General features: G+C 59.9%; 22 protein-coding genes. 17 read left to right on the top strand and 5 right to left on the bottom strand.

All coding sequences use genetic code 11. The features are described from left to right. On the bottom strand, positions 1 to 1491 hold the full coding sequence (locus QMX84_RS04025; protein ID WP_262124503.1) for an aldehyde dehydrogenase family protein: 1491 nt from the start codon (positions 1489 to 1491) through the stop codon (positions 1 to 3). Between the two features lie 292 nt (positions 1492 to 1783). On the opposite strand from QMX84_RS04025, the gene tynA reads away from it, so the two are divergent. Then, complete coding sequence (tynA, locus tag QMX84_RS04020) at positions 1784 to 4072, top strand: primary-amine oxidase (RefSeq protein ID WP_282363227.1); 2289 nt, start codon at positions 1784 to 1786, stop codon at positions 4070 to 4072. 49 nt (positions 4073 to 4121) lie between these two features. On the opposite strand, the gene feaR is transcribed toward tynA, so the two are convergent. From feaR to paaY, 3 genes are all read right to left on the bottom strand, one after another. Continuing rightward, positions 4122 to 5036 carry a transcriptional regulator FeaR gene (feaR, locus tag QMX84_RS04015; RefSeq protein WP_262124501.1) on the bottom strand — a complete coding sequence of 305 codons (915 nt, stop codon included), beginning with the start codon at positions 5034 to 5036 and terminating at the stop codon, positions 4122 to 4124. A gap of 83 nt (positions 5037 to 5119) precedes the next feature. Continuing rightward, a complete protein-coding gene (gene paaX, locus QMX84_RS04010) occupies positions 5120 to 6043 on the bottom strand; it encodes a phenylacetic acid degradation operon negative regulatory protein PaaX (RefSeq protein ID WP_153332071.1) in 924 nt (307 codons plus the stop codon). 55 nt (positions 6044 to 6098) lie between these two features. Further along, positions 6099 to 6695, bottom strand: a complete 597-nt coding sequence (gene paaY, locus QMX84_RS04005) for a phenylacetic acid degradation protein PaaY (RefSeq protein ID WP_262124499.1) — start codon at positions 6693 to 6695, stop codon at positions 6099 to 6101. 370 nt (positions 6696 to 7065) lie between these two features. Here paaY and paaF point away from each other — a divergent pair, with 370 nt between their 5' ends. From paaF to paaZ, 14 genes are all read left to right on the top strand, one after another. Continuing rightward, positions 7066 to 7839 carry a 2,3-dehydroadipyl-CoA hydratase PaaF gene (paaF, locus tag QMX84_RS04000; RefSeq protein ID WP_153374920.1) on the top strand — a complete coding sequence of 258 codons (774 nt, stop codon included), beginning with the start codon at positions 7066 to 7068 and terminating at the stop codon, positions 7837 to 7839. 40 nt (positions 7840 to 7879) lie between these two features. Then, complete coding sequence (gene paaG / locus QMX84_RS03995; RefSeq protein ID WP_262124497.1) at positions 7880 to 8671, top strand: 2-(1,2-epoxy-1,2-dihydrophenyl)acetyl-CoA isomerase PaaG; 792 nt, start codon at positions 7880 to 7882, stop codon at positions 8669 to 8671. 2 nt (positions 8672 to 8673) lie between these two features. Continuing rightward, positions 8674 to 10191 (top strand): 3-hydroxyacyl-CoA dehydrogenase PaaH, encoded by a 1518-nt coding sequence (gene paaH, locus QMX84_RS03990; RefSeq protein WP_282363226.1) that lies wholly within the window; start codon positions 8674 to 8676, stop codon positions 10189 to 10191. Further along, positions 10184 to 10633, top strand: a complete 450-nt coding sequence (gene paaI, locus QMX84_RS03985) for a hydroxyphenylacetyl-CoA thioesterase PaaI (RefSeq protein WP_282363225.1) — start codon at positions 10184 to 10186, stop codon at positions 10631 to 10633. Before paaH ends, paaI begins: the two co-directional genes overlap by 8 nt. Then, positions 10626 to 11837, top strand: coding sequence for a 3-oxoadipyl-CoA thiolase (gene pcaF, locus QMX84_RS03980; RefSeq protein WP_282363224.1), 1212 nt, complete (start codon positions 10626 to 10628; stop codon positions 11835 to 11837). The genes paaI and pcaF overlap by 8 nt, the downstream gene beginning before the upstream one ends. Before the next feature lie 102 nt (positions 11838 to 11939). Then, on the top strand, positions 11940 to 13265 hold the full coding sequence (paaK, locus tag QMX84_RS03975; RefSeq protein WP_282363223.1) for a phenylacetate--CoA ligase PaaK: 1326 nt from the start codon (positions 11940 to 11942) through the stop codon (positions 13263 to 13265). Positions 13266 to 13517: 252 nt separating this feature from the next. After that, the gene (gene paaA, locus QMX84_RS03970) at positions 13518 to 14507 is read left to right on the top strand and encodes a 1,2-phenylacetyl-CoA epoxidase subunit PaaA (protein WP_048372745.1); all 990 of its coding nucleotides are present in this window, start codon (positions 13518 to 13520) and stop codon (positions 14505 to 14507) included. A 15-nt stretch (positions 14508 to 14522) separates the two neighbouring features. After that, complete coding sequence (gene paaB, locus QMX84_RS03965; protein WP_153334899.1) at positions 14523 to 14804, top strand: 1,2-phenylacetyl-CoA epoxidase subunit PaaB; 282 nt, start codon at positions 14523 to 14525, stop codon at positions 14802 to 14804. An 8-nt stretch (positions 14805 to 14812) separates the two neighbouring features. Further along, complete coding sequence (gene paaC, locus QMX84_RS03960; RefSeq protein ID WP_153427912.1) at positions 14813 to 15574, top strand: 1,2-phenylacetyl-CoA epoxidase subunit PaaC; 762 nt, start codon at positions 14813 to 14815, stop codon at positions 15572 to 15574. Continuing rightward, positions 15561 to 16094 carry a 1,2-phenylacetyl-CoA epoxidase subunit PaaD gene (paaD, locus tag QMX84_RS03955; protein ID WP_153334897.1) on the top strand — a complete coding sequence of 178 codons (534 nt, stop codon included), beginning with the start codon at positions 15561 to 15563 and terminating at the stop codon, positions 16092 to 16094. The genes paaC and paaD overlap by 14 nt, the downstream gene beginning before the upstream one ends. A gap of 33 nt (positions 16095 to 16127) precedes the next feature. After that, positions 16128 to 17204 (top strand): 1,2-phenylacetyl-CoA epoxidase subunit PaaE, encoded by a 1077-nt coding sequence (paaE, locus tag QMX84_RS03950; protein ID WP_262124492.1) that lies wholly within the window; start codon positions 16128 to 16130, stop codon positions 17202 to 17204. Between the two features lie 43 nt (positions 17205 to 17247). After that, positions 17248 to 17556: a DUF485 domain-containing protein gene (locus tag QMX84_RS03945; protein ID WP_282363222.1), complete on the top strand. Its 309-nt coding sequence runs from the start codon at positions 17248 to 17250 to the stop codon at positions 17554 to 17556. After that, positions 17553 to 19199, top strand: a complete 1647-nt coding sequence (locus QMX84_RS03940; protein ID WP_282363221.1) for a cation acetate symporter — start codon at positions 17553 to 17555, stop codon at positions 19197 to 19199. The genes QMX84_RS03945 and QMX84_RS03940 overlap by 4 nt, the downstream gene beginning before the upstream one ends. A gap of 29 nt (positions 19200 to 19228) precedes the next feature. Continuing rightward, positions 19229 to 21283, top strand: coding sequence for a phenylacetic acid degradation bifunctional protein PaaZ (paaZ, locus tag QMX84_RS03935; protein WP_282363220.1), 2055 nt, complete (start codon positions 19229 to 19231; stop codon positions 21281 to 21283). A gap of 77 nt (positions 21284 to 21360) precedes the next feature. Here paaZ and QMX84_RS03930 read toward each other — a convergent pair whose 3' ends face one another. Continuing rightward, the gene (locus QMX84_RS03930; protein WP_282363219.1) at positions 21361 to 22314 is read right to left on the bottom strand and encodes a LysR family transcriptional regulator; all 954 of its coding nucleotides are present in this window, start codon (positions 22312 to 22314) and stop codon (positions 21361 to 21363) included. Positions 22315 to 22408: 94 nt separating this feature from the next. Between QMX84_RS03930 and QMX84_RS03925 the strand changes: the two genes are divergently transcribed. After that, positions 22409 to 22900: a GNAT family N-acetyltransferase gene (locus QMX84_RS03925; RefSeq protein WP_262124484.1), complete on the top strand. Its 492-nt coding sequence runs from the start codon at positions 22409 to 22411 to the stop codon at positions 22898 to 22900. 566 nt (positions 22901 to 23466) lie between these two features. Next, positions 23467 to 23874, top strand: a complete 408-nt coding sequence (locus QMX84_RS03920) for a biopolymer transporter ExbD (RefSeq protein ID WP_048372729.1) — start codon at positions 23467 to 23469, stop codon at positions 23872 to 23874. Position 23875: the final 1 nt, after the last annotated feature.

Raw genomic sequence — 23875 nt, 5'->3', positions numbered from 1 at the left:
TCAGTGGGCAATGCACACCGATTTAAGCTCAGTACAGGCCTCAATCACTGAACGGCCAAATTCACGCCCCATGCCCGATTGTTTAACACCCCCAAATGGCATCGCCGGGTCCAGCAGGACATGGGCGTTGACCCACACGGTGCCGGCTTCGATGCGTGGTACCAGGTTAAGCGCCTTGGTCAGGTCGTTGGTCCAGAGGCTGGCAGCCAGGCCGTAGCGGTTGTCGTTGGCCAGTTCAATCGCGGTGTCCTCATCGTCAAACGGCATGACAGCCAGCACAGGACCAAACACTTCCTCGCGGGCCACCGCCATGCTGTGGTCAATGTCTGCGAGGATGGTCGGCTGCACATAGAACCCCTCGCCTTCCTGCGATTCACCCCCCAACACCACGCGCGCACCTTGCTCGCGCGCCAGTTCGATGTGCTTGAGCACGCTCTGTTGCTGTTTACGCGACACCAAAGGGTTGATCGCTGCATCGCAGTTCATGCCTGCGCCCATCGGCAGGGCCGAGACTGCAGCAGCCAGCCCCTCGACAAAACGATCGTGAATCGAGCGGTGCACATAGAAGCGCGATGCCGCAGCACACACCTGGCCATTGTTCAACAGACCGCCGAGGATCGCGCCCTGGATGGCTTTGTCGACGTCTGCATCGGCCAGGATGATCATCGGGTTCTTGCCGCCCAGCTCCAGGGCAAACCGGGTCATATTCTCCATGCAGGCCACGCCGACACTTTTGCCCACAAGGGTGGAGCCGGTGAACGAAACCTTGCTCACCAGTGGGTGGCTGGTCAACCTGCCGCCGACTGAAGCGCCACCGCCGGTCACCACGTTGAATACGCCAGCCGGAATACCCGCCTCAACCGCCAGTTCAGCGAGGCGCATGGCAGTCAGCGGGGTTTCCATCGCCGGTTTGATGATCACCGTGCAACCGCTGGCCAGCGCTGGCATCAGTTTCCAGGCGGCGATCATCAGCGGGAAGTTCCACGGCACGATACCCACCACCACACCGACCGGTTCACGCTTGGTAAACGTGGTGAACTTCGCTCCCTGCGGAAGCGGAATCGACACATCAAAGGTCTGGCCTTCGATTTTCGTCGCCCAACCGGACATGTAGCGCATGAATTCAACGGTGGCATTGAGGTCCAGCGCCCGCGCCATATTGATCGACTTGCCCTGACTCAGCGTTTCAAGTTGCGCCAGTTCCTCAGCGTGTTCTTCAACCAGGCGAGTGAAATTCAGCAGGATCCGTTCGCGATCGGCCGGACGCAAACCAGACCACACACCCGATCTGAAAGCCGCGCGAGATGACTGTACAGCCCGTTCAACCAGGTGCGGCGGCGCATCCAGGGTTTCGCACAGCACTTGACCGGTCGCCGGGTTTAGTACTGCAATGGTTTGCCCATCTGCCACTACCCATTGGCCGTCAATAAAGCAGCCATGGCGACGGTCAAGGAATGCGGCAACCTGCGGCAGGATTTCAACGTTGCTCATAAAGCACCTTTCTTTCAATTGAGTTGCAAGCCGTTCACTGTGACCGGCAAGGTTGACGCGATTGTCGATGCTCAACGCCAAGCCGGGTTTTCCCTGCGTGCCAGTTGTATTGGCTGATTTGCCAAACGTTGCGCAACCTGGATCGCAGGCAGAACAACGGTTGCGAATATGGCGGCCTGACAATTCAGGCACGCAGCACAAGGATTTTGGCGAGAATCCAAAAGCATCCCTCCACGCGCTGTAGCAAAGTGCTGCCTGACACTGTCCTCGGTTTACCTCAAGGAAATCAGAAATGCTTTCGCCCGCCGCTTTGCTCAAACGAACGCCCCTGGCCCGACTCGCACTGGCCATTGCCCTGGGCACCTTAGGCCTGCCCGGTTTGCAGTCCAACGCCCACGCCCATGGCGGCGCCGCCGAAATGGTGCCGCTGCAGTCAACCCTTGAAGCGTTTGGCGCCACCGTCAAATGGGACGATTACGCCGATGTGTTTGTGATTGCCAAGGACGGCGCCTACCTCAAGGTGAAACCCGACAGCAAAGTCGCCGTGCTCAACGGCAAGCGCATGGAGTTGACAGTGCCAGTGGTGTTCAAGGGCAAGACGGCGTTCATGTCCAAAGACTTCATCAACCAGGTGTTCCAATCCGGCCTGGACAAAACATTTGTCATCGAAACCCGCCCTAGCCCGCTCAACCCGCTGAGCGCGGATGAGATCAACACTGCGGTCGAGATCATCAAGACATCCGGGCACTACACACCGGGTTTGCGTTTCACCGAAATCTCGGTGCATACCCCGCCCAAGGACCAGGTGTGGAATTTCATCTACACCGGGCAAAAACCTGCGCAGTCGCGCCAGGCCAATATCGTGGTGCTGGATGGAAAGCACGTAATTGAAGGCCAGGTCGACCTGGACAGCAAAACCCTGTTGTCGTGGAAGCCCATTGAAGGCGCTCACGGCATGGTGTTGCTGGACGACTTTGCCACCGTGCAATCCGTGATCGATACCAGCCCCGAGTACGCCCAGGCGCTGGCCAAACGTGGCATCAAAGACATTAAAAAAGTGGTGACGACACCCCTCACCGTGGGCTATTTCGACGGCAAGGACGGTCTGACCCAAGACAAGCGCCTGCTGAAAATCGTCAGCTACCTCGATGTTGGTGACGGCAACTACTGGGCCCATCCGATCGAAGGGCTGGTCGCGGTGGTCGACCTGGAGCAAAAGAAGCTCATCAAGGTCGAGGATGGAGGAGTGATTCCGGTCCCCATAAAAGCCACCCCCTACGATGGTCGCGATCGCAAGAGCGTCGCGCTAAAGCCGCTGGAGATCATCGAGCCGGAGGGCAAGAACTACACCATTACCGGCAACAGCATTCACTGGCAGAACTGGGACTTGCATGTGCGTCTCGACTCACGGGTCGGGCCGATCCTGTCTACCGTCACTTATGACGACAAGGGCAATAAACGCAAAATCATGTACGAGGGCAACCTGGGCGGCATGATCGTGCCGTACGGGGATCCGGACGCAGGCTGGTATTTCAAGGCGTACCTGGATTCGGGCGACTACGGCATGGGCACGCTCACCTCGCCGATTGCCCGTGGTAAAGACGCTCCGCAAAATGCCGTGCTGCTGGATGCAACCATTGCTGATTACACCGGTGCACCCACCACAATCCCTCACGCTCTCGCTGTGTTCGAACGCTACGCCGGTCCAGAGTACAAACATCAGGAAATGGGCCAGCCCAACCTGAGCGCCGAGCGACGTGAATTGGTGATCCGCTGGATCAGCACCGTGGGCAACTACGACTACATCTTCGACTGGGTCTTGCAGCAGAACGGCACCATTGGCATCGACGTAGGCGCCACGGGTATCGAAGCGGTCAAGGGCGTGAAAAGTAAAACCATGCATGAAGCAACCGCCAAGGAAGACACTCGCTACGGCACCCTGATCGACCACAACATCGTCGGCACCACCCACCAGCACATCTATAACTTTCGCCTGGACATGGACATTGACGGGGAAAATAACTCACTGGTCGAAATAGACCCGGTCATCGCGCCAAACGACCGTGGCGGACCCCGCACCAGCACCATGCAGACTAAACAGCGGGTGGTCAGCACCGAACAACAAGCGGCACAGAAATTCGACCCGTCGACCGTGCGCCTGCTGAGCAACCTTAATAAGGAAAACAAAGTCGGCAACCCCGTGTCCTACCAACTGATCCCGTATGCCGGTGGTACTCACCCGGTGGCCAAGGGCGCCAATTTCGGCAAGGACGAATGGCTCTACCACCGTTTGAGCTTCATGGACAAACAACTCTGGGTGACGCGCTACAACCCGGACGAAAAGTACCCGGAAGGCAAATACCCGAATCGCTCGCAAACCGACACCGGGCTGGGGCAGTTCACCCATGACAACCAGTCCATCGACAACACCGACAATGTGGTGTGGCTCACCACCGGTACAACCCACATCGCCAGGGCCGAGGAATGGCCGATCATGCCGACCGAGTGGGTACACGTGTTGTTGAAACCGTGGAACTTCTTCGATGAGACTCCGACGCTGAACCTCAACGCGGCAAAATAACCTGTATAAGCCATGCCCCTGTCACCCTGGTGACGGGGGCATTGTTGTTTCAGGCGTACTGCTTGCGGTATTCACCAGGCGAAATACCAAAGCGCGACTTGAACGCGGTAGAGAAGTAGCTCGAATCGGAAAACCCCCACGAGTAACCCAGTGCCGACAACTTCTGTTCGGTACGCGACTGACGAAGGGATTCGGCACACAGGTCAAGGCGGCGATTTTTGATATAGCGCGCAACCACCAGGCCCTTGCGGGCAAACATCCGATACAACCCGCGCATCGATACCCCCACCTCCCGCGCCAGCAGTTCGGGGCAGAGGTCTTCCGAGCGAATATGCTCATCGATATAGCCGAGGGTCTTGCGAAAAATACGCTCATGCACATCATCGACGCCTTCACTCTGGCTGATGGCGGGGCGCAGCAGGCTGATCACGGCATCCAATGTCGCTTCGCTTTCCTGCTGGCTCAGGTTGGTCTGACGTGCAGCGTCCAGTATCAAGTGGTGCGACAGCGTGGCAATGGGTGACTTCCCGCCGATCCGGTGGCCGCACTTGACCGGGGTATAACGCAAGGACTGCTCGATCAGCCGGTGCGGCAGGATCAATGACAACTGTCGGGAGTTTTCGTGATAGGTGAAATCGCTGGGCTGGGAAGCATCGATCAAGGTGATGTCACCGGCGCACAGCGACACCCGGTTGTCGCCCTGCGCCATGCAGGCGCTGCCGTCAAGCTGGAACACCGCAAAGTACTTGCCGCCTTCGCTCGCGGCAACTTCCTTTGGCGTGCGGTACAGCCGCGCCTGGCAAGCATCGACAAAGCTGAGTTTGAGTGCACCGCTCTGGTACTCACGGATGTGACCGGAAAACTCATCGCCCAAGGTTTGCGCACTGAAGGCACCGCAGATGCGGTTGACCTGATGGATCCATTGATCGAACCCGTCACGGCGCTGTGCAATTGAAGAATTCATGTGAGGCCTCACGCAGGTTTATTGTTTTTATCTACGTTGATCCACGCTAAAACGAACAGCGACTCTGCTGGGATGATGGCGGCCTATTTAAGCCCGCCAAAACGCCGATAGAAACTCTCTCCGACATCCGGCAACGGCCCATCGGCTGTTTCCAGTGCACTGTTCAACCACTCCTCCGCCTTGGCGAAGATCAAACGGTAGATATTTCGGCACAGCTGTCGTGCAGCCCGGCCCTCCCAGTCGCCGGGCAGCAGTTCGTCCGGCAACTGTGGGTCACGCAGCAGCAATTTACGGTACTCATGCACTAGCAGAAGACGTGCCAGGAAGCAGTCGCTGGGCAGCAAATTGTCCTGCTCGCGCAGGGCTTGCCAGAGCGGTCGGAACAACTTGATGAACTCGCTGTAATGGGTCGCCAGCTCCTCGATGTTCCAGCTTTCGCGGACCTGCAGACGCAAGGCCTTGGAGGCCATTACATCCTGCGCGGTGGTCTCGAAGACAATGGTGTCTTCCTGGGCATCAAGGTCGGCCAGGGTCGCGTTCACGTCGGCACGATCACTGCGTGGACAGGCCAGCAGCACCGGAGAAATTGCACCAAAACCTTGCCACTCCAGCTCTTCGCGCACTTGTTTGCGCTTGTCCTGAGCCAGTTGTGTGAGCATTACCAGGCACCACGAGCCATCCCAGGCCGGGACGGTAGAGCTGTAGACCCGCTTGAACGCCTTGTCGAAACGCCGACGCCCAGCACCGGTGAGGCTGTAGTAACTGCGCCGGCCGACTTTTTCGGCGCTCAGCCAGCCTTCCTTGGTCAGGCGAAAGATCGACGTGCGGATCAGCCGCTCATTGATCCCGACAGGCTCGAGCAGTTGAATCAAACTCCCCAACCAGACCGTTCCGCCATGGGGCTCAATGGCATCCCCGTACAAGGTAATGATCAGAGAACTGGCGCGAATCGGCGTTTGCTCCTGAAAGCGCGTAATCAGTTGGTTCAAGGGGGTCAGGGACGACATGGACGTACCGGGCTGAAAAAAGAAAGGAATATACCGAAAAATTCGGCGCCAGAGTTCACTGGACGCTGCGCTTGGGGCGCAAACCGCTGTCGCTGATACGCGGCCGGTCGGGCTCCGGCTCGCCAAGCGGCTCGCATTCTTGCATCTGCGTCAAGCAACGCTGGGCCAGGCGCTGATATTCAAGCGTGCCCGCGCGCTTCCAGGCCACTTCTTCATCACTGAGAGTGCGTTTGACGCTGGCCGGTGTGCCCATGACCAATGACTGCGGCGGGCACTCGAAACCGGCTTTAACGAACGCCGCCGCCGACACAAATGAGCGCTCACCGATGCGCGCATGGTCCATCACCACGGCATTCATCCCCACCAGCGCATCAGCGCCCACCCGACAGCCGTGCAAAACCGCGCCATGGCCGATGTGGCCGTTGCGCTCCACCACCGTATCGCTGTCCGGAAAACCATGCATGACGCAGGTGTCCTGAACATTGGCGCCCTCTTCGAGCACGATCCGCCCGAAATCACCGCGCAAACTCGCCAGCGGGCCCACGTAGCAATGCGGGCCAATGATCACATCGCCGATCAGCACCGCTGAAGGGTGGACATAGGCGGTGGGATCGACCACCGGGGTCAGGCCATCGAGGCTGTAACAGGTCATGAACGCTTCCTTTTGACTCAGTGCCTGGCGTATTCGCAAAGCGATGCCAATGTTCGGGCATTTTGTATCACATCACTTTTGTAATCACAATTTACAAAAAAGCGTATCACTTAAAAACCTCTCATCAGCAACCCCGTAAAATCGGCCATACAACGCCTTTAAAGCGCATAAAATCGCGGCTCTCAGATCATAAACCCTCATTAAAAAGCGCTACACAAAAACTCAAATCAACATAATAAGACACGTTAAATTAATTTTATCGTTGCATTTGTGTATCACGTCAAAGCTATACTTGGGCAAAACCGGCCCCTCAGGCCGATCCAATAATGAGCCGGCTGACCGCCGAGCGTGCACCGTGAGGGCATCCGCCATGCCATTAACCCTTGCCGTCGAGTTCATCGAGCCCGGCGTGCGTTTGATTACCTTGCAGCGCCCGCAAGCCTTGAACGCCCTGACCACCCAATTGCTTGGCGAACTGGCCGACGAACTGAACGCTGCGCAAAGCGATCACAACACCCACGCGGTGGTCATCACCGGCAGCGCCAAGGCCTTTGCCGCAGGCGCCGACATCAACGAAATGGCCGAACGCAATCTGGTCGGCATCCTCGACGACCCGCGCCAGGCGTCCTGGCAGACCCTCACTCGTTTCAGCAAGCCGTTGATTGCAGCGGTTAACGGGTTTGCCCTGGGCGGTGGCTGCGAGCTGGCAATGCATGCCGACATCATCATCGCGGGTGAAGACGCACGCTTCGGCCAGCCGGAAATCAACCTGGGGATCATGCCCGGCGCGGGGGGCACCCAACGTCTGCTGCGCGCCGTGGGCAAGTCGATGGCCATGCAAATGGTCCTGACCGGCGAGCCGATCAGCGCCCGCCAGGCCCTGCGCTCAGGGCTGGTGAGTGAAGTGACCCAGCCCGAATTCACTGTCGAACGCGCCCTGCACATCGCCCACAGCATCGCCACCAAGGCGCCGCTGGCCGTGCGTCTGGCCAAAGAGGCGCTGCTCAAGGCGATGGACACCGACCTTGCCAGCGGCCTGCGCCTGGAGCGCCATGCTTTCACCCTGCTGGCCGGCACCCGTGACCGCGATGAAGGCATTCGTGCCTTCCAGGAAAAGCGCCGACCGGCCTTCACCGGCGAATAAACCGCGCACTCGAACGACTTCTCAAGCGAGCATCAAGACCATGACTTTCGAACACATTGTGTTTTCCATTGAGGCCGGCGTTGCGCTGCTCAGCCTCAACCGCCCCGAGCAGCTCAACAGCTTCAACACGCAGATGCACGGCGAGGTCAAGGAAGCCCTGAAACAGGTACGGCAAAACCCCGAAGTACGGGTATTGCTGCTGACCGGTGAAGGCCGCGGCTTTTGCGCCGGGCAAGACCTCAGCGACCGCAATGTGGCGCCCGGCAGCGAAGTGCCGGACCTGGGGCTATCCATCGAGAAATTCTACAACCCGTTGATCCGCCAACTGCGCGACCTGCCCATGCCGGTGATTTGCGCCGTAAATGGCGTGGCGGCCGGGGCCGGGGCCAATATCCCGCTGGCCTGCGACCTGGTGCTGGCGGCGCGCTCGGCCAGCTTTATCCAAGCCTTCTGCAAAATCGGCCTGATCCCGGATTCCGGCGGCACCTGGACCTTACCTCGTCTGGTCGGCATGGCACGGGCCAAGGCCCTGGCCCTGCTTGGCAATAAACTGAGCGCCGAACAAGCGGAACAATGGGGCCTGATTTACCGCTGTGTAGACGATGCTGAACTGCGCAACGAAGCCCTGATCCTCGCCCGCCACCTGGCCACGCAACCGACCTATGGCCTGGCGCTGATCAAACGCAGCCTCAATGTCAGCCTGAGCAACACCTTCGATGAACAATTGGAGCTGGAAAAAGACCTGCAACGCCTGGCCGGGCGCAGCGACGATTACCGTGAAGGCGTCAGCGCCTTCATGGAAAAACGCAGCCCGCGTTTCAAGGGGTGCTAGCCATGAGTGCTCTCAACCTCAATGCCCGCATCGGCGTGATTGGCGCCGGGGCCATGGGCGCCGGGATCGCCCAGGTCGTAGCGCAGGCCGGCCATCAGGTGCTGTTGCTGGACAACCGTCCGGGCGCTGCTGCCCAGGCCATTGACAACATCGATCGGCAACTGGGCAAACGCGTCGAAAACGGCAAGCTCGCCGCAGAAGCCCGAGACGCCACCCTCGCCCGCCTGCACCCGGTCGAAAACGCACAAGCGCTGGCTGACTGCGCATTGGTCATCGAAGCCATTGCCGAGAACCTCGAGGCCAAGCGCGCGCTGTTTGTGCAGTTGGAGAGCCTGTGCAGTACACAATGCGTGTTCGCCAGCAACACCTCGTCGCTGTCGATCACCGGCATCGCCGCGCCACTCAAGCACCCGCACCGCCTGCTCGGCCTGCATTTTTTCAACCCGGCGCCGGTCATGGCGCTGGTGGAAGTGGTGTGTGGCGTGGCCAGCGACCCGGTGCTCGCCGACTGCTTGTACGACACCGCTAAGGCCTGGGGCAAAAAACCGGTGCACACGCGCTCCACGCCCGGATTTATTGTTAACCGTGTCGCCCGGCCGTTTTACGCCGAAAGCCTGCGCCTGCTGCAAGAAGGCGCAGCCGATTGCCCAACGCTTGATGCGCTGCTGCGTGAAGCCGGTGGCTTCGCCATGGGCGCGTTTGAATTGACCGACCTGATCGGCCATGACGTCAACTACGCAGTCACCTGCTCGGTGTTCGACGCCTATTACGGCGACCCGCGCTTTCAGCCATCACTGGTGCAAAAAGCGCTGGTCGACGCAGGCCGCTTGGGGCGCAAAAGCGGTCAGGGTTTCTACTGCTACAGCGAGCAGGCCGAACGCCCCGGTCCCAGCACTCTGCCCGATGCTCCAGTTGCGCAAACCTGCGTGGTCGAGGGCGACGTGGGTGCTTTACAACCGCTGCTCAGCCGCTTGCAAGACCAGGGCGTTGAGGTCATCAGCCGTGACGGGGGCGGCCTGCTGCGGGTTGGCGATGCGGTGCTGGCCCTGAGTGACGGGCGCATGGCGTGCCAACGGGCGCAGGAAGACGGCCTGCGCAATCTGATAATGCTCGACCTTGCCTTCGATTATCGCCAGGCCACGCGCATTGGTATCAGTTGCGCCGCCGGTATCGACCCGCAGGCTTTTGAACAAGGCGTGGGGCTGCTGCAACGGGCCGGGCTGCACGTCAGCCTGCTCAGTGACACCCCGGCGCTGGCGGTGTTGCGCACCGTGGCCATGCTGGCCAACGAGGCTGCCGACGCGCTGCTACAAGGCGTGGCCTCAGCCACTGACATCGATCTGGCGATGCGCGCTGGAGTCAACTACCCCCAAGGTCCGCTGGCCTGGGCTGACGCCATCGGTCCGGCCTATGTGCTGCGGGTGCTGCACAACCTGCAAGCCACGTACGGCGAAGAACGCTATCGGCCGTCGTTACTGCTGCGCCGCCGGGTCGCTGAAGGGAGAACACTGCATGACTGACCTTGAAGCCATGAACCTGGCCAATCAATGCGCCCAGGCAATGCTCAAACGTGACGCGGCCAGCCAGGCCATGGGCATGCATTTACTGGCAGCAGCACCCGGTTGCGCGCACGTGAGCATGAGCGTGCGCGCAGACATGATTCAGGGTCACGGCACCTGCCACGGCGGCTACCTGTTTGCTTTGGCCGACTCGGCATTCGCCCTGGCCTGCAACAGTTACAACGACGCCACCGTCGGCCTCGGTTGCAGCATCGACTACGTTGCTCCGGCCCGCCTGGGTGACACCTTGAGCGCGGAGTGCCGCGAGCAAAGCCGCGCCGGGCGCACCGGCAACTACGACGTGCGCATTACCAACCAACTGGGCCAGCTGATTGCGCTGTTCCATGGCAAATCCTACAAAGTGCGCGGCACGGTGCTGGCGCAGGAGACCCCCAATGAATGACGCCTTGATCATCGACGCGGTACGCACCCCGATTGGCCGTTATGCCGGCGCCCTGAGCAGCGTGCGCACTGACGACCTTGGCGCGCTGCCGCTGCGTGAGCTGCTGCGCCGTCACCCGCAAGTAGACTGGAACAGTGTCGACGACGTGATCTACGGCTGCGCCAACCAGGCCGGCGAAGACAACCGCAACGTCGCGCGCATGTCGGCCCTGCTCGCCGGGCTGCCAGTGAGTGTGCCGGGCACCACCCTCAATCGTTTGTGCGGTTCCGGGCTGGACGCCATCGGCAACGCCGCCCGCGCCATTCGCTGTGGTGAGGCCGGTTTGATGCTGGCCGGTGGCGTTGAGTCGATGTCACGCGCGCCCATGGTCATGGGCAAGGCCGAGCAGGCGTTTTCTCGCGAGGCTCAGCTGTACGACACCACCATCGGCTGGCGCTTTATCAACCCGCTGATGAAGCAGGCCCACGGCGTCGATTCGATGCCCGAAACCGCTGAAAACGTCGCAGAGCAGTTTGCTATCTCCCGAGCCGATCAGGACGCCTTTGCTTTACGCAGCCAGCAACGCGCCGCGGCTGCCCAAGCCAGCGGGCGCCTGGCCAAAGAAATCGTCGCGGTACAGATTGCCCAGCGCAAAGGCCCGGCCAAAGTGGTCGAGCACGACGAACACCCCCGCGGTGATACCACCCTCGAACAACTGCAAAAACTCGGCACGCCATTTCGTGCAGGCGGCAGCATCACCGCAGGCAACGCCTCGGGGGTCAATGACGGTGCCTGCGCGCTGTTGCTGGCCAGCCCCGCAGTGGCCAAGCGCTTCGGTTTGGTCGCCCGCGGCCGGGTGGTGGCAATGGCCGCCGCCGGTGTCGAACCGCGCATCATGGGCATTGGTCCGGTACCCGCCACCCACAAGGTGCTGGAGCTGGCCAACCTGAGCCTGGCCGACATGGATGTAATCGAACTCAACGAAGCCTTTGCCGCACAAGGCCTGGCGGTTCTGCGCGAGCTGGGCCTGGCCGACAACGACCCACGGGTAAACCCCAATGGCGGCGCCATTGCCCTGGGCCACCCGCTGGGCATGAGTGGCGCGCGACTGGTCACCACCGCCCTGCATGAGCTGGAAGAACGTCGTGGCCGCTATGCCCTGTGCACCATGTGTATCGGCGTCGGCCAGGGCATAGCGCTGATCATCGAACGCCTGGGCGACTAAAAGATTCGCGATTCCCGGGGAGCCGAGCGGTATCCTTGGGGCATGCACTCAAGGCCCGGCATTTAAGCCGGGCTGATAGACAAAAATAATTCGAGTGAACTCATGAACATGCCAATGTCAACGACCGTGCTTAACCCGCTGCTGGACCCGATGGAAACTGCCAGCGTCGATCAATTGCGAGAACACCAGCTCGAACGCCTGCGCTGGAGCCTGGGCCACGCCTACAACAACGTGCCGCTTTACCGTCAGCGCTTCGATGCACTGGGCATTCACCCCAACGACGTCACGTCTCTGGCGGACCTGGCCAAGTTCCCCTTCACCACCAAGAACGACCTGCGTGACAACTACCCGTACGGCATGTTTGCCGTGCCCATGAATGAGGTCGTACGCCTGCATGCCTCCAGCGGTACCACCGGCAAACCGACGGTGGTGGGCTATACCCAGAACGACATCGACACCTGGGCCAATGTGGTTGCCCGTTCAATTCGCGCCGCTGGCGGCCAGCGTGGCGACAAGGTGCATATTTCCTATGGCTACGGCCTGTTTACCGGCGGTCTGGGCGCCCACTACGGAGCTGAACGGCTGGGCTGCACGGTGATCCCGATGTCCGGCGGGCAAACCGAAAAACAAGTGCAACTGATCAAGGATTTCCAGCCGGACATCATCATGGTCACCCCCTCGTACATGCTCAATATTGCCGATGAGCTAGAACGCCAGGGCATCGACCCGCACAAGCTGGCCTTGCGCCTGGGGATCTTCGGCGCCGAGCCGTGGACCGGCGAACTGCGCAGCGCCATCGAAGCGCGACTGGGCATCACCGCACTGGACATCTATGGCCTTTCGGAAATCATGGGCCCCGGCGTTGCCATGGAGTGCGCAGAAAGCAAAGACGGCCCGACCATTTGGGAAGACCACTTCTACCCCGAAATCATCGACCCGGTCACCGGCGAGGTGCTGCCAGACGGGCAAATGGGCGAACTGGTGTTCACCTCCCTGAGCAAGGAGGCGCTGCCCATGATCCGCTACCGCACCCGCGACCTCACGCGCCTGCTTCCAGGTACGGCGCGGCCCATGCGGCGCATCGACAAAATCACCGGGCGCAGCGATGACATGCTGATCATTCGCGGGGTCAACGTGTTCCCGACCCAGGTCGAGGAGCAAGTACTAAAAGTAAAACAACTTTGTGAAAGCTATGAGATCCATCTGTATCGCAATGGCAATCTCGACAGCGTGGACGTGCACGTAGAGCTTAAAGCCGAGCATCAGCACCTCAGCAGCGAACAACAGAGCGCCGTGACCAACGAGCTGAGCCGACATATCAAAACCCATATCGGCATCAGTTCCCGTATCGTTTTGCAGCCGCTGCATTCGCTCAAGCGCTCGGAAGGCAAAGCCTGCCACGTGATTGATAAACGCCCTAAAGCCTGACCACCGGCCTGTAGGAGCGAGCTTGTCGCGCGATCTTTTCAGCATCAAAAGATCGCGAGGCAAGCTCGCTCCTACTGATGATTGACGTACAGCCCCGCTTTTGCGGGGCTTTTTTTCGCCTGGCAAACGCCCAAATACGCCAAAAGCGATACAAAAAATAAATAGAACACACTATTTTGTGTTTGATATTAATTTTTGTATCGCTTATAAAGTTCTCCATGCCTATGAACACATGCAAGGCGGGAGAGCCCCATGTACGCACAGCTTGTAGAAACCGGCGTTAAGCGCATCAAGGACCTGGCGGAGATGTCCGATCAGGAACGCGCCTTCCAGGAAAAAATCGACGCCGAAATCAAGATCGAAGCCAAAAACTGGATGCCCGATGCCTATCGGCAAACCCTGATCCGCCAGATCTCTCAACACGCCCACTCAGAAATCGTCGGCATGCTGCCGGAAGGCAACTGGGTCACCCGCGCACCGTCGCTCAAACGCAAACTGCAATTAATGGCCAAGATCCAGGACGAAGCCGGCCACGGCCTGTACCTGTACAGCGCGATGGAAACCCTGGGCGCCGACCGCGACGAAGAAATCGCCAAGCTGCACAGCGGCAAGGCCAAGTACTCGAGCATCTTCAATTACCCGACCCTGAACTGGGCCGACATGGGCGCGGTCGGCTGGCTGGTGGATGGCGCGGCCATCGTCAACCAGGTGGTGCTGCAACGCACCTCCTACGGGCCCTATTCGCGGGCCATGGTGCGTATCTGCAAGGAAGAGAGCTTTCACCAGCGCCAGGGCTACGAAATCCTCCTGACCATGATGCGCGAAGGCAATCAGGCACAAAAAGACATGGTCCAGGACGCGATCAACCGCCTCTGGTGGCCGTCGCTGATGATGTTCGGCCCCAGCGACGAACACTCCCCCAATAGCGCCCAGTCCATGGCCTGGAAGATCAAACGCCAGAGCAACGACGAATTGCGCCAGCGTTTCATCGACCAAACCATTCCACAGCTTGAACTGCTGGGCTGCACCTGCCCCGACCCGGACCTGAAGTGGAACGCCGAACGCGGTCATTACGACTTTGGCGAAATCCAGTGGAACGAATTCTACGAAGTGCTCAAGGGCAACGGCCCGTGCAACCAGGAGCGCGTCGCCACCCGCCGCAAGGCCATTGAAGACGGCGCCTGGGTGCGCGAAGCCGCCGTCGCCCATGCCCGTAAAAAACACAATAAGAACGCTGCCTGATCCGGAGTTGCCGCTATGTCTGAATGGACCCTTTTTGAAGTCTTTGTGCGCAGCAAGCACGGCCTCAACCACAAGCACGTCGGCAGCGTTCACGCCGCCGATACCACCATGGCCATCGAGAACGCCCGCGAGCTGTACACCCGCCGCAGCGAAGGCGTCAGCCTGTGGGTGGTGCCCTCCAGGTTGATTACCGCCTCGTCGCCGGATGAAAAAGACCCGTTGTTTGACCCGGCCGACGACAAGGTCTACCGCCACGCCAGCTTCTACGAGTTGCCGGCCGAAGTCGGGCACATGTGAGGTCAACCATGAAGCCAACTACTGATCTGATCGAATACCTCCTGCGCCTCGGCGACAGCGCCCTGATCCAGGGCCAGCGCCTGTGCCAGTGGTGCGGCCATGCACCTGCACTGGAAGAAGAACTGGCGCTGATGAACGTCGGCCTCGACCTGGTCGGCCAGGCGCGCAACTGGCTGGAATACGCCGCCGAACTGTTGGATGACGGCCGCGATGCAGACCACCTGGCCTTCCGCCGGGATGAGCGGGCCTATCGCAATTTGCTGCTGGTGGAGCAACCCAATGGCGATTACGCGGTCACCATTCTCAAGCAGTTTTTGTATGACGCTTGGCACCTGCCAGTCCTTGAAGGCCTGAGCCAGTCCAGCGACGAGCGCATCGCCGGTATCGCCGCCAAAGCCGTCAAAGAAGTCACCTACCACCTGCGCCGCTCCAGCGAATGGGTGGAGCGGCTCGGTGACGGCACCGACGAAAGCCACGCGCGCATGCTCGCCGCCCTCCCCGAGGTGTGGCGCTTTACCGTGGAACTGACTAGCGCCGATGACAGCGAACAACGCCTGTGCGAGGCCGCCATCACGCCGGACACCGCCCACGTTGCTGCCACATGGCAAGCCACCGTCAGCGACACGTTTACCCGCGCCACCCTGCCCGTGCCCGCGGCACCGAGCTATTTCTACCTGAACGCGCGACGCGGCCTGCACACCGAACACTTGGGCATTCTGCTGGCCGAAATGCAGTTTTTGCCCCGAGCGTACCCCGATGCAACCTGGTGAGCTGATCGCCAGCGACCTCGGCGCGCGCCCGGTGCAACCCACCGACCTGGCGGCGGCGTGGGCCATCCTTGCGCAGGTCATGGACCCGGAAGTGCCGGTGGTCAGCGTGGTCGACCTGGGTATTGTCCGCGATCTGGCCTGGCAAGCCGGGCACTTGCATGTGGTGGTCACGCCCACCTATTCCGGCTGCCCCGCCACAGAAGTGATCGAGAGCGACATTCGTGAGGCATTGGAGCTGGCCGGTTTTCGCGCACCGCAACTGGAGCGCAAGTTGACCCCGGCCTGGTCCACCGACTGGATCACCCACAGTGGCCGCGAGCGCCTGCGCGCCTATGGCATCGCACCGCCGCAAGGCAGCGCCAGCAAGCGCACGTTGCTCGGCGAAAGCCCGGTGATCGCCTGCCCGCACTGCGCCAGCACCCACACCGAAGTGCTCAGCGAATTCGGCTCCACCGCCTGCAAGGCACTGTACCGCTGCCGCGACTGCCTGGAACCGTTCGACTATTTCAAATGCATCTGAGGCGCCCTCGGCCGTCTTGGTTGGAGAATAACCATGAGTAAGTTTCACAGCCTGACCATCAAGGATGTGCGCACCGAGACCCGTGATGCGGTGTCCATCGCCTTCAACATTCCGCAGCACCTGCAAGACAGTTTTCACTTCACCCAGGGCCAGCATCTGGTCATGCGTACCCTGCTGGACGGTGAAGAAGTACGTCGCTCTTATTCGATCTGCGCCGGGGTCAATGACGGCGAACTGCGAATTGCCGTCAAACGTGTCGCAGGCGGGCGTTTTTCAGCCTTTGCCAACGAGCAGTTAAAGGCCGGGCACAGTTTGGAAGTGATGCCGCCCGCCGGGCATTTTCACGTAGAGCTGGACCCGGCGCGCCATGGCAATTACCTGGCGGTGGCGGCTGGCAGCGGCATTACGCCGATTCTCTCGATCATCAAGACCACCTTGCAGACCGAACCGCACAGCCGCGTGACGTTGCTGTACGGCAACCGCTCCAGCTCCGGCGCACTGTTTCGCGAGCAGCTCGAAGACTTGAAAAACCGCTATTTGCAGCGTTTGAACCTGATCTTCGTGTTCAGCCGTGAACAACAGGACGTCGACCTTTATAACGGCCGGATCAACGCCGAAAAATGCACCCAGCTGTTCACCCGCTGGCTCGACGTCAAGCAACTCGACGCCGCGTTTATCTGCGGCCCGCAAGAGATGACCGAAACCGTGCGCGACTGCCTCAAGTCTGAGGGCATGGCGCCTGAGAACATTCATTTCGAACTCTTTGCCGCTGCCGGCAGCCAGCAAAAACGCGAGGCCCGCGAGGCGGCCCGCCAGATCGACGCGGCAGTCAGCCAGATCACCGTGATCAGTGACGGTCGCGCCCTGGCCTTCGACCTGCCGCGCAACAGCCAGAGCATCCTCGACGCAGGCAACGCGCAGGGTGCCGAGCTGCCGTATTCGTGCAAGGCCGGGGTGTGCTCGACCTGCAAGTGCAAGGTGATCGAAGGCGAAGTGGAGATGGACAGCAACCACGCCCTCGAGGACTACGAAGTGGCTGCCGGATATGTGCTGTCGTGCCAGGCATTCCCGGTCAGCGACAAGGTGGTATTGGACTTCGACCAGCTGTAACACCGTCCCGCCCCACTACAACAATAAGAAGGAGCACACCACCATGTCCCCCGACGACATCCAGCGTATTTGTCAAAACCCCGATTTCATTAAGTTGGTACGCCGCAAGCAAAACCTCTACTGGTCGCTGTCGCTGATCATGCTGGTGATCTACTTCGGCTTTGTGCTGCTGGTGGCGTTCTCCCCGGCCACCCTGGGCCAGCCCCTGAGTGACGGCGTGACCTCGGTGGGCATGCTCGTCGGTGTACTGGTGGTGTTGGCGGCCTTCGCCCTGACCGGCTTTTATGTGTACCGGGCCAACCGGGTCATCGACCCGCTTAACGATAAACTCAAGCAGGAGTGCGCCCTGTGAGCCGCCTCAATGCTGGGTTTGTTTTGCCTTTAGTGATGGTCGCGGACCTGGCGCTTGCCGCCGAGGAAACATCACGGCCATTGAACTGGAACGCCATCGGCATGTTTATGGTGTTTGTGCTGTTTACCCTCGGCGTCACGCGCTGGGCGGCCTTGCGCACACGCTCGGCCAGTGACTTCTACACCGCTGGCGGTGGTATGAGCGGTTTTCAGAACGGCTTGGCGATTGCCGGTGACATGATCTCGGCGGCGTCGTTTCTGGGCATCTCGGCGATGATGTTTCTCAACGGCTATGACGGGCTTTTGTACGCGCTGGGCGTATTGGCCGGCTGGCCGATCATCCTGTTCCTGATTGCCGAGCGCCTGCGCAATCTGGGCAAATACACATTTGCCGACGTGGTCTCGTATCGCCTTGAACAAACGCCGGTACGCCTGACTTCAGCGTTCGGCACCCTGACCGTGGCGTTGATGTACCTGGTGGCGCAGATGGTCGGGGCGGGCAAACTCATTGAGCTGCTGTTTGGCATCGACTACCTCTACGCGGTGATCCTGGTTGGCGTGCTGATGGTGTTCTATGTGACCTTTGGCGGCATGCTGGCGACCACGTGGGTGCAGATCATCAAGGCGGTGATGCTGTTGTTCGGCACCAGTTTCATGGCCTTTATGGTGCTCAAGCATTTTGGCTTCAGCACCGAAGCGATGTTCGCCCAGGCGAGCGCAGTCCACGCCAAAGGCACCGCGATCATGGCGCCGGGCGGCTTGCTAGCCAACCCTGTCGAGGCCATTTCCCTGGGGCTTGGCTTGATTTTCGGCACCGCTGGCCTGCCGCATATTCTCATGCGTTTTTTCACCGTCAGCGATGCCAAGGAAGCCCGCAAGAGCGTGTTCTACGCCACCGGCTTTATTGGCTACTTCTACCTGCTGCTGATCATCGTCGGCTTTGGCGCCATCGTCATGGTCGGCACCGCCCCGGAGTTCCGTGACGCCAGCGGCGCAATCATCGGCGGCAGCAACATGATCGCCGTGCACCTGGCGCAGGCGGTGGGTGGCAACCTGTTTTTGGGGTTCATTTCGGCGGTGGCCTTCGCCACGATCCTGGCGGTGGTGGCCGGGCTCGCACTGTCGGGTGCCTCAGCGGTGTCCCATGACGTGTATGCCTGCGTGATTCGCAAGGGCCAGGTCAGCGAACAGCAGGAAATTCGCGTGTCGCGCATCGCCACCCTGTGCATTGGCGTGCTGGCGATCATCCTCGGCCTGTTGTTTGAATCTCAGAACATTGCCTTCCTTTCCGGCCTGGTGCTGGCAATTGCCGCCTCGGTGAATTTCCCGGTGCTGTTCCTTTCCATGTACTGGAAAGGCCTGACCACCCGCGGCGCCGTACTCGGCAGCCTGTCGGGGCTGGTCTCGGCGATTGTGCTGCTGGTGCTCAGCCCGGCGGTGTGGGTCAACGTGTTGCACCACGACAAGGCGCTGTTCCCGTATTCCAACCCCGCGTTGTTTTCCATGAGCCTGGCGTTTTTCAGCGCGTGGTTCTTTTCCGTGACCGACCGTTCGCCCCGCGCGGTCCTTGAGCGCGGCCGATACCTGGCGCAGTTCATTCGTTCCATGACCGGCATTGGCGCTGCGGGCGCCAGCAAACACTAATCCCATATTTTTAACCCGGAGGAACCGTGATGCCTCACGCCCCTACCCTGCAAAGTTTTATCGCTGGCCGCTGGATCGGCCAACACGGCGCTCAAGTGCTGCGCAGTGCCATCGACGGCCACGAACTGGCGCGCACCCACGAGGAGCGTCTGGACTTTGCCGAAGCCATCGAGCACGGTCGCCATCAAGGCATCAGCGCCCTGCAGGCTCTTGATTTTCAACAGCGCGCCCAGCGTCTCAAGGCATTGGCGTTGTACCTGAGCGAGCGTAAAGAACAGCTCTACGCGCTGTCCCACCACAGTGGCGCGACCCGTGCCGACAGCTGGATTGATATCGAGGGCGGCAACAGCACGCTGTTCACCTATGCCAGCCTCGGCTCACGCGAACTGCCTTCGGGCAACATCGTGCACGAGGGCCCGGCGATGCCACTGAGCAAGCTGGGCACGTTCGCAGGCACGCACATTCTGGTGCCCCGTGGCGGCCTGGTGGTGCACATCAACGCCTTCAACTTCCCGATCTGGGGCATGTTGGAAAAATTTGCCCCCAGCTTTCTGGCCGGCATGCCGTGCATTGTCAAACCGGCCAGCGCCACCAGCTACCTGACCGAGGCCGTGGTGCGTCTGATGGACGAGTCGGGCTTGCTGCCTGCGGGCAGCCTGCAACTGATCATTGGCAGCACCGGTGACTTGCTCGACCGCCTGCAAGGCCAGGATGTGGTGACTTTTACCGGGTCCGCCGACACCGCCGCCAAGCTGCGGGTCAACCCCAACCTGATCCGTCACTCGGTGCCGTTCAACGCCGAAGCTGACTCGCTGAACTGCGCAATTTTGGCCCCGGACGTGAGCCCGGACGATGAAGAGTTCGAACTGTTCATCAAAGAAATAGCCCGCGAGATGACCACCAAGGCCGGGCAAAAATGCACCGCCATCCGTCGCGCCATCGTCCCGGCCAAGCACATCGATGCGGTGGCCAGCCGCTTGCGTGATCGATTGCGTAAAGTCGTGGTCGGCGACCCGTCGGTCGAAGGCGTGCGCATGGGCGCCCTGGCTTCCCATGATCAACATAAAGACGTCAGCGAACGCCTTGAAAGCCTGCTGCAAAGCAGCGACCTGCTGTTCGGTGCCCGCGACGGTTTTGAGCCACGCGGAACAAACGTCAGCCAGGGTGCGTTCTTTGCTCCAACCTTGCTGCAAGCCCGTGACCCGCATGCTGAAGGCGGCGCCCATGACATCGAAGCGTTCGGCCCGGTCAGCACCTTGATGGCCTACGACGATCTCGACGAAGCACTGGTACTGGCCGCTCGCGGCAAAGGCAGCCTGGTGGCCAGTTTGATCACCAAAGACCCGCACATTGCGGCCAAGGCCATCCCGGTGGCGGCAGCCTGGCACGGCCGTTTACTGGTGCTTGATCGTGAATCGGCGGCAGAGTCCACCGGCCATGGCTCGCCCCTGCCGCAACTCAAGCACGGCGGCCCGGGCCGCGCGGGGGGCGGCGAAGAGCTCGGCGGTTTGCGTGCAGTCAAACACTACCTGCAACGCGCCGCCGTACAGGGCTCGCCGAGCATGCTGGCAGCGGTGACCGGTGAATACGTACGCGGCGCCAAGGTCATCGAAACCGAGGTGCACCCGTTCCGCCGGTACTTCCAGGACCTGCAGATCGGCGAGTCACTCCTGACCCACCGGCGCACCGTCACCGAAGCCGACCTGGTGAACTTCGGTTGCCTGTCGGGTGATCACTTCTATATGCACTTCGACGACATCGCCGCCAAGGAATCGCAGTTCGGCAAACGCATTGCCCACGGCTACTTTGTGCTGTCGGCAGCGGCCGGCCTGTTCGTCTCCCCGGCACCCGGCCCGGTACTGGCCAACTACGGGCTGGACACTCTGCGGTTTATCAACCCGGTGGGGATTGGCGACACCATTCAGGCGCGCCTGACCTGCAAGCGCAAGATTGACCAGGGCAAGAAGAGCCCCCAAGGCATCCCGCAAGGGGTGGTGGCGTGGGATGTTGAAGTGACCAATCAACTGGGCGAACTGGTCGCCAGTTACGATATTTTGACCTTGGTGGTTAAGCGCGAAGCTTAAACTTTTTAGTCTTAAAACATCGAAACTCTCGTAAAAACGCCCTAAAGGAGTGGGCTGACTCTTTTGGGGCGTAACGGTTAACACGCTGATGCACTTGATGAGGCAGCAACATCAGCGTTAGCAAGCACAAACCTCAATTGCTCACACACCCAACGATGCGCTGGAGTACCGGCATTACGCGCATGGAAAAGTACTTTTAGGGTATAGCGCGGCGATAAAAAGGGGGTCTCAAAGACTGCAAAACCCGTGTCCTGACAGAGCTGGCCCGCCACGCGGCGAGGCAGGGTCAGCAAAAGCCGCGAACCGTGCACCAGTGATGGTGCTACTGCCAAACCTGGCACTTGTACGGCGACATCCCGCGTGAGGTTTTGCCGCGCCAACGCTGCATCGATCACGCTGCCAGCATCCCGCCAGGGGATGACGGCGATATGCCTGGCGCTTAAATACTGTTCAAGCGTAAGCCCGGCACCCGCCTGCACATGGGTGCTGCTGGCCACGACCACATAGTCATCGGTAAATCCTTCCAGCGCTTCGATCCCTTCATATGAGCCGCTGTACTCATCGGCAAAACCCAGTACGAACTGGGTTCTTCCGCTTGCCAGATCATCCAGTGAATCCCTGTGGCTGGCGCTGTGGACCTCAAGCCGAACACGGGGTGCCAGTTGCTCAAGCCTGGCAATCAGGCCCGGTAACACGGCAAGTGAGGTAGCGTCTGTCGCGGTAAAGGTGAAGGTCTTCTGGCTGGTGGACGGCGTGAACGTGCCAGCCGCATCGACTCCTGAGGACAAAAGCTGAAGCGCCTGATCAACCGCCGCTGACAGTTGTTCTGCCTGGGCGGTCGGCTGCATGGCGCTGCCCTGACGTACAAAAAGCTCATCGCAGAGTGCCTGGCGCAGTCTGGCGAGGGCATGGCTACAGGCCGAAGGACTCATTGCAAGTTCTTCGGCCGCCGCCGTGACGCTACGATGGCGATACAGCGAGTCAAAAACCAAGAGCAGGTTTAGATCTAGGCGGCGCAGATTTAAGTGCATAGCGTGCATCACAGCCTGAAAAAAATGCAGTATGCGCATTCCACGCCGATCTTAAAATGGCAAACCTACTCGCGCTTCAACAGGATTGATCCACATGACACACCCCATCTTCCGCCAGGCAGTACCCGCTGACACCGATCGCTGCTTCGAAATCGAAACCCTCGCCTACGAAGGCGACGAAGCCGCCACCCTCGCAAAAATTTCCACGCGTATCGGTCAGTATCCAGAAGGCTTCCTGGTGCTGGAACTGGAGGGCGAAATCGCCGGGTTCATCAACAGTGGTTGCGCCCATGAAGTGGTCATGTCCGACGAGTCTTTCAAAGAGCTGATAGGCCACGACCCAGACGCAGCCAATGTCGTGATCATGTCGGTGGTGCTGGATCCGGCCCATCAAGGCAAGGGCCATGCGGGCAAGCTGATGCGCCAATTTGTCGAGCATATGCGCGGCATGGACAAATCCACCATTCACCTGATGTGCAAAGAACAGCACATCGACCTTTACAAACACTTTGGCTATGCCTACGTGCAGCCTTCGCCCTCCGAGCATGGCGGGATGGCGTGGCACGAGATGGTGATGGTCCTGTAGGAGGGACCGCGCCGTCTTAGACGCCGCGCTGTCGCGCAGCAAACAGGCCACCGATAATCGTCAGCATCCCCCAATCGGTTCCCTCTCCTTCGGGAGAGGGCTAGGGTGAGGGGGCTCTTTTGATCTTGAGCTGTTTGCAAGTTTTAACCTCGCTGTCATACAAATCACCATGACTTGACCGTAACGTGTCGTCGACATTGTCACGGTCTGCTTCCCCTTCCCATGCTGAAAGCCACTCATAAATCCAAAAAACTGACACACATGTCAGTTTTTTTCAGTTTGAGCCAGCAACTCACCTACATCCTGCGTCCCAAAACAAAACCCATAAAAACGCGTTAAAACCCATAAAAAACCGCGACTTACACAGCAGCTTTACAGAAACAACACACATCCAGAGCTTTCGTAACAAAATAATATTGCTGAAATCAAAATGAAACACCGCTCCCCTACTCTCCAACCTGTCACTTGAGACAGGTTCGACAGCTACTGTGCCCTGGCTAACCACAAGTGAGAATCTGAATGGGCGATCAGCTGTGTGATCCCCTCTGTGGACTGGAGTACACGTGATGCGAAGCTGGGAAGAACCGAAGAAAAAGCGCCTGCATATCGAGATCATTCCGATGATCGACGTGATGATGTTTCTGCTGGTGTTTTTCGTATTGATCAGTCTCAACGTGATCCCTGCGCTGGGGATCAAGACTCAGTTGCCAGGCGCTGCACACGCGCAACAACTCAAGCCGCAAAACAAGGCTGTGATTACCCTGGGCCTGGACGACCGCCTGCAACTGGACGGCAAGGACCTGGACCAGACCGAACTGGTGGTACAGCTCAAGGCCATGGAAAATCCTGAGCAGAAGATGGTGATCATCCTCAACAGCGATGAGGGTGTTGAAGTAGCGCGTTTGGTGAGCGTGATGGACGTGCTCAAAAGCAGCGGTTTCTCCTCCGTTTCCATCGCGACCCGGAAGCTCTAAG

Source organism: Pseudomonas sp. PS01297, assembly GCF_029959305.1.
GTDB classification, from domain to species: domain Bacteria; phylum Pseudomonadota; class Gammaproteobacteria; order Pseudomonadales; family Pseudomonadaceae; genus Aquipseudomonas; species Aquipseudomonas helleri.
This window is presented reverse-complemented; position numbering and strand designations above follow the sequence as displayed.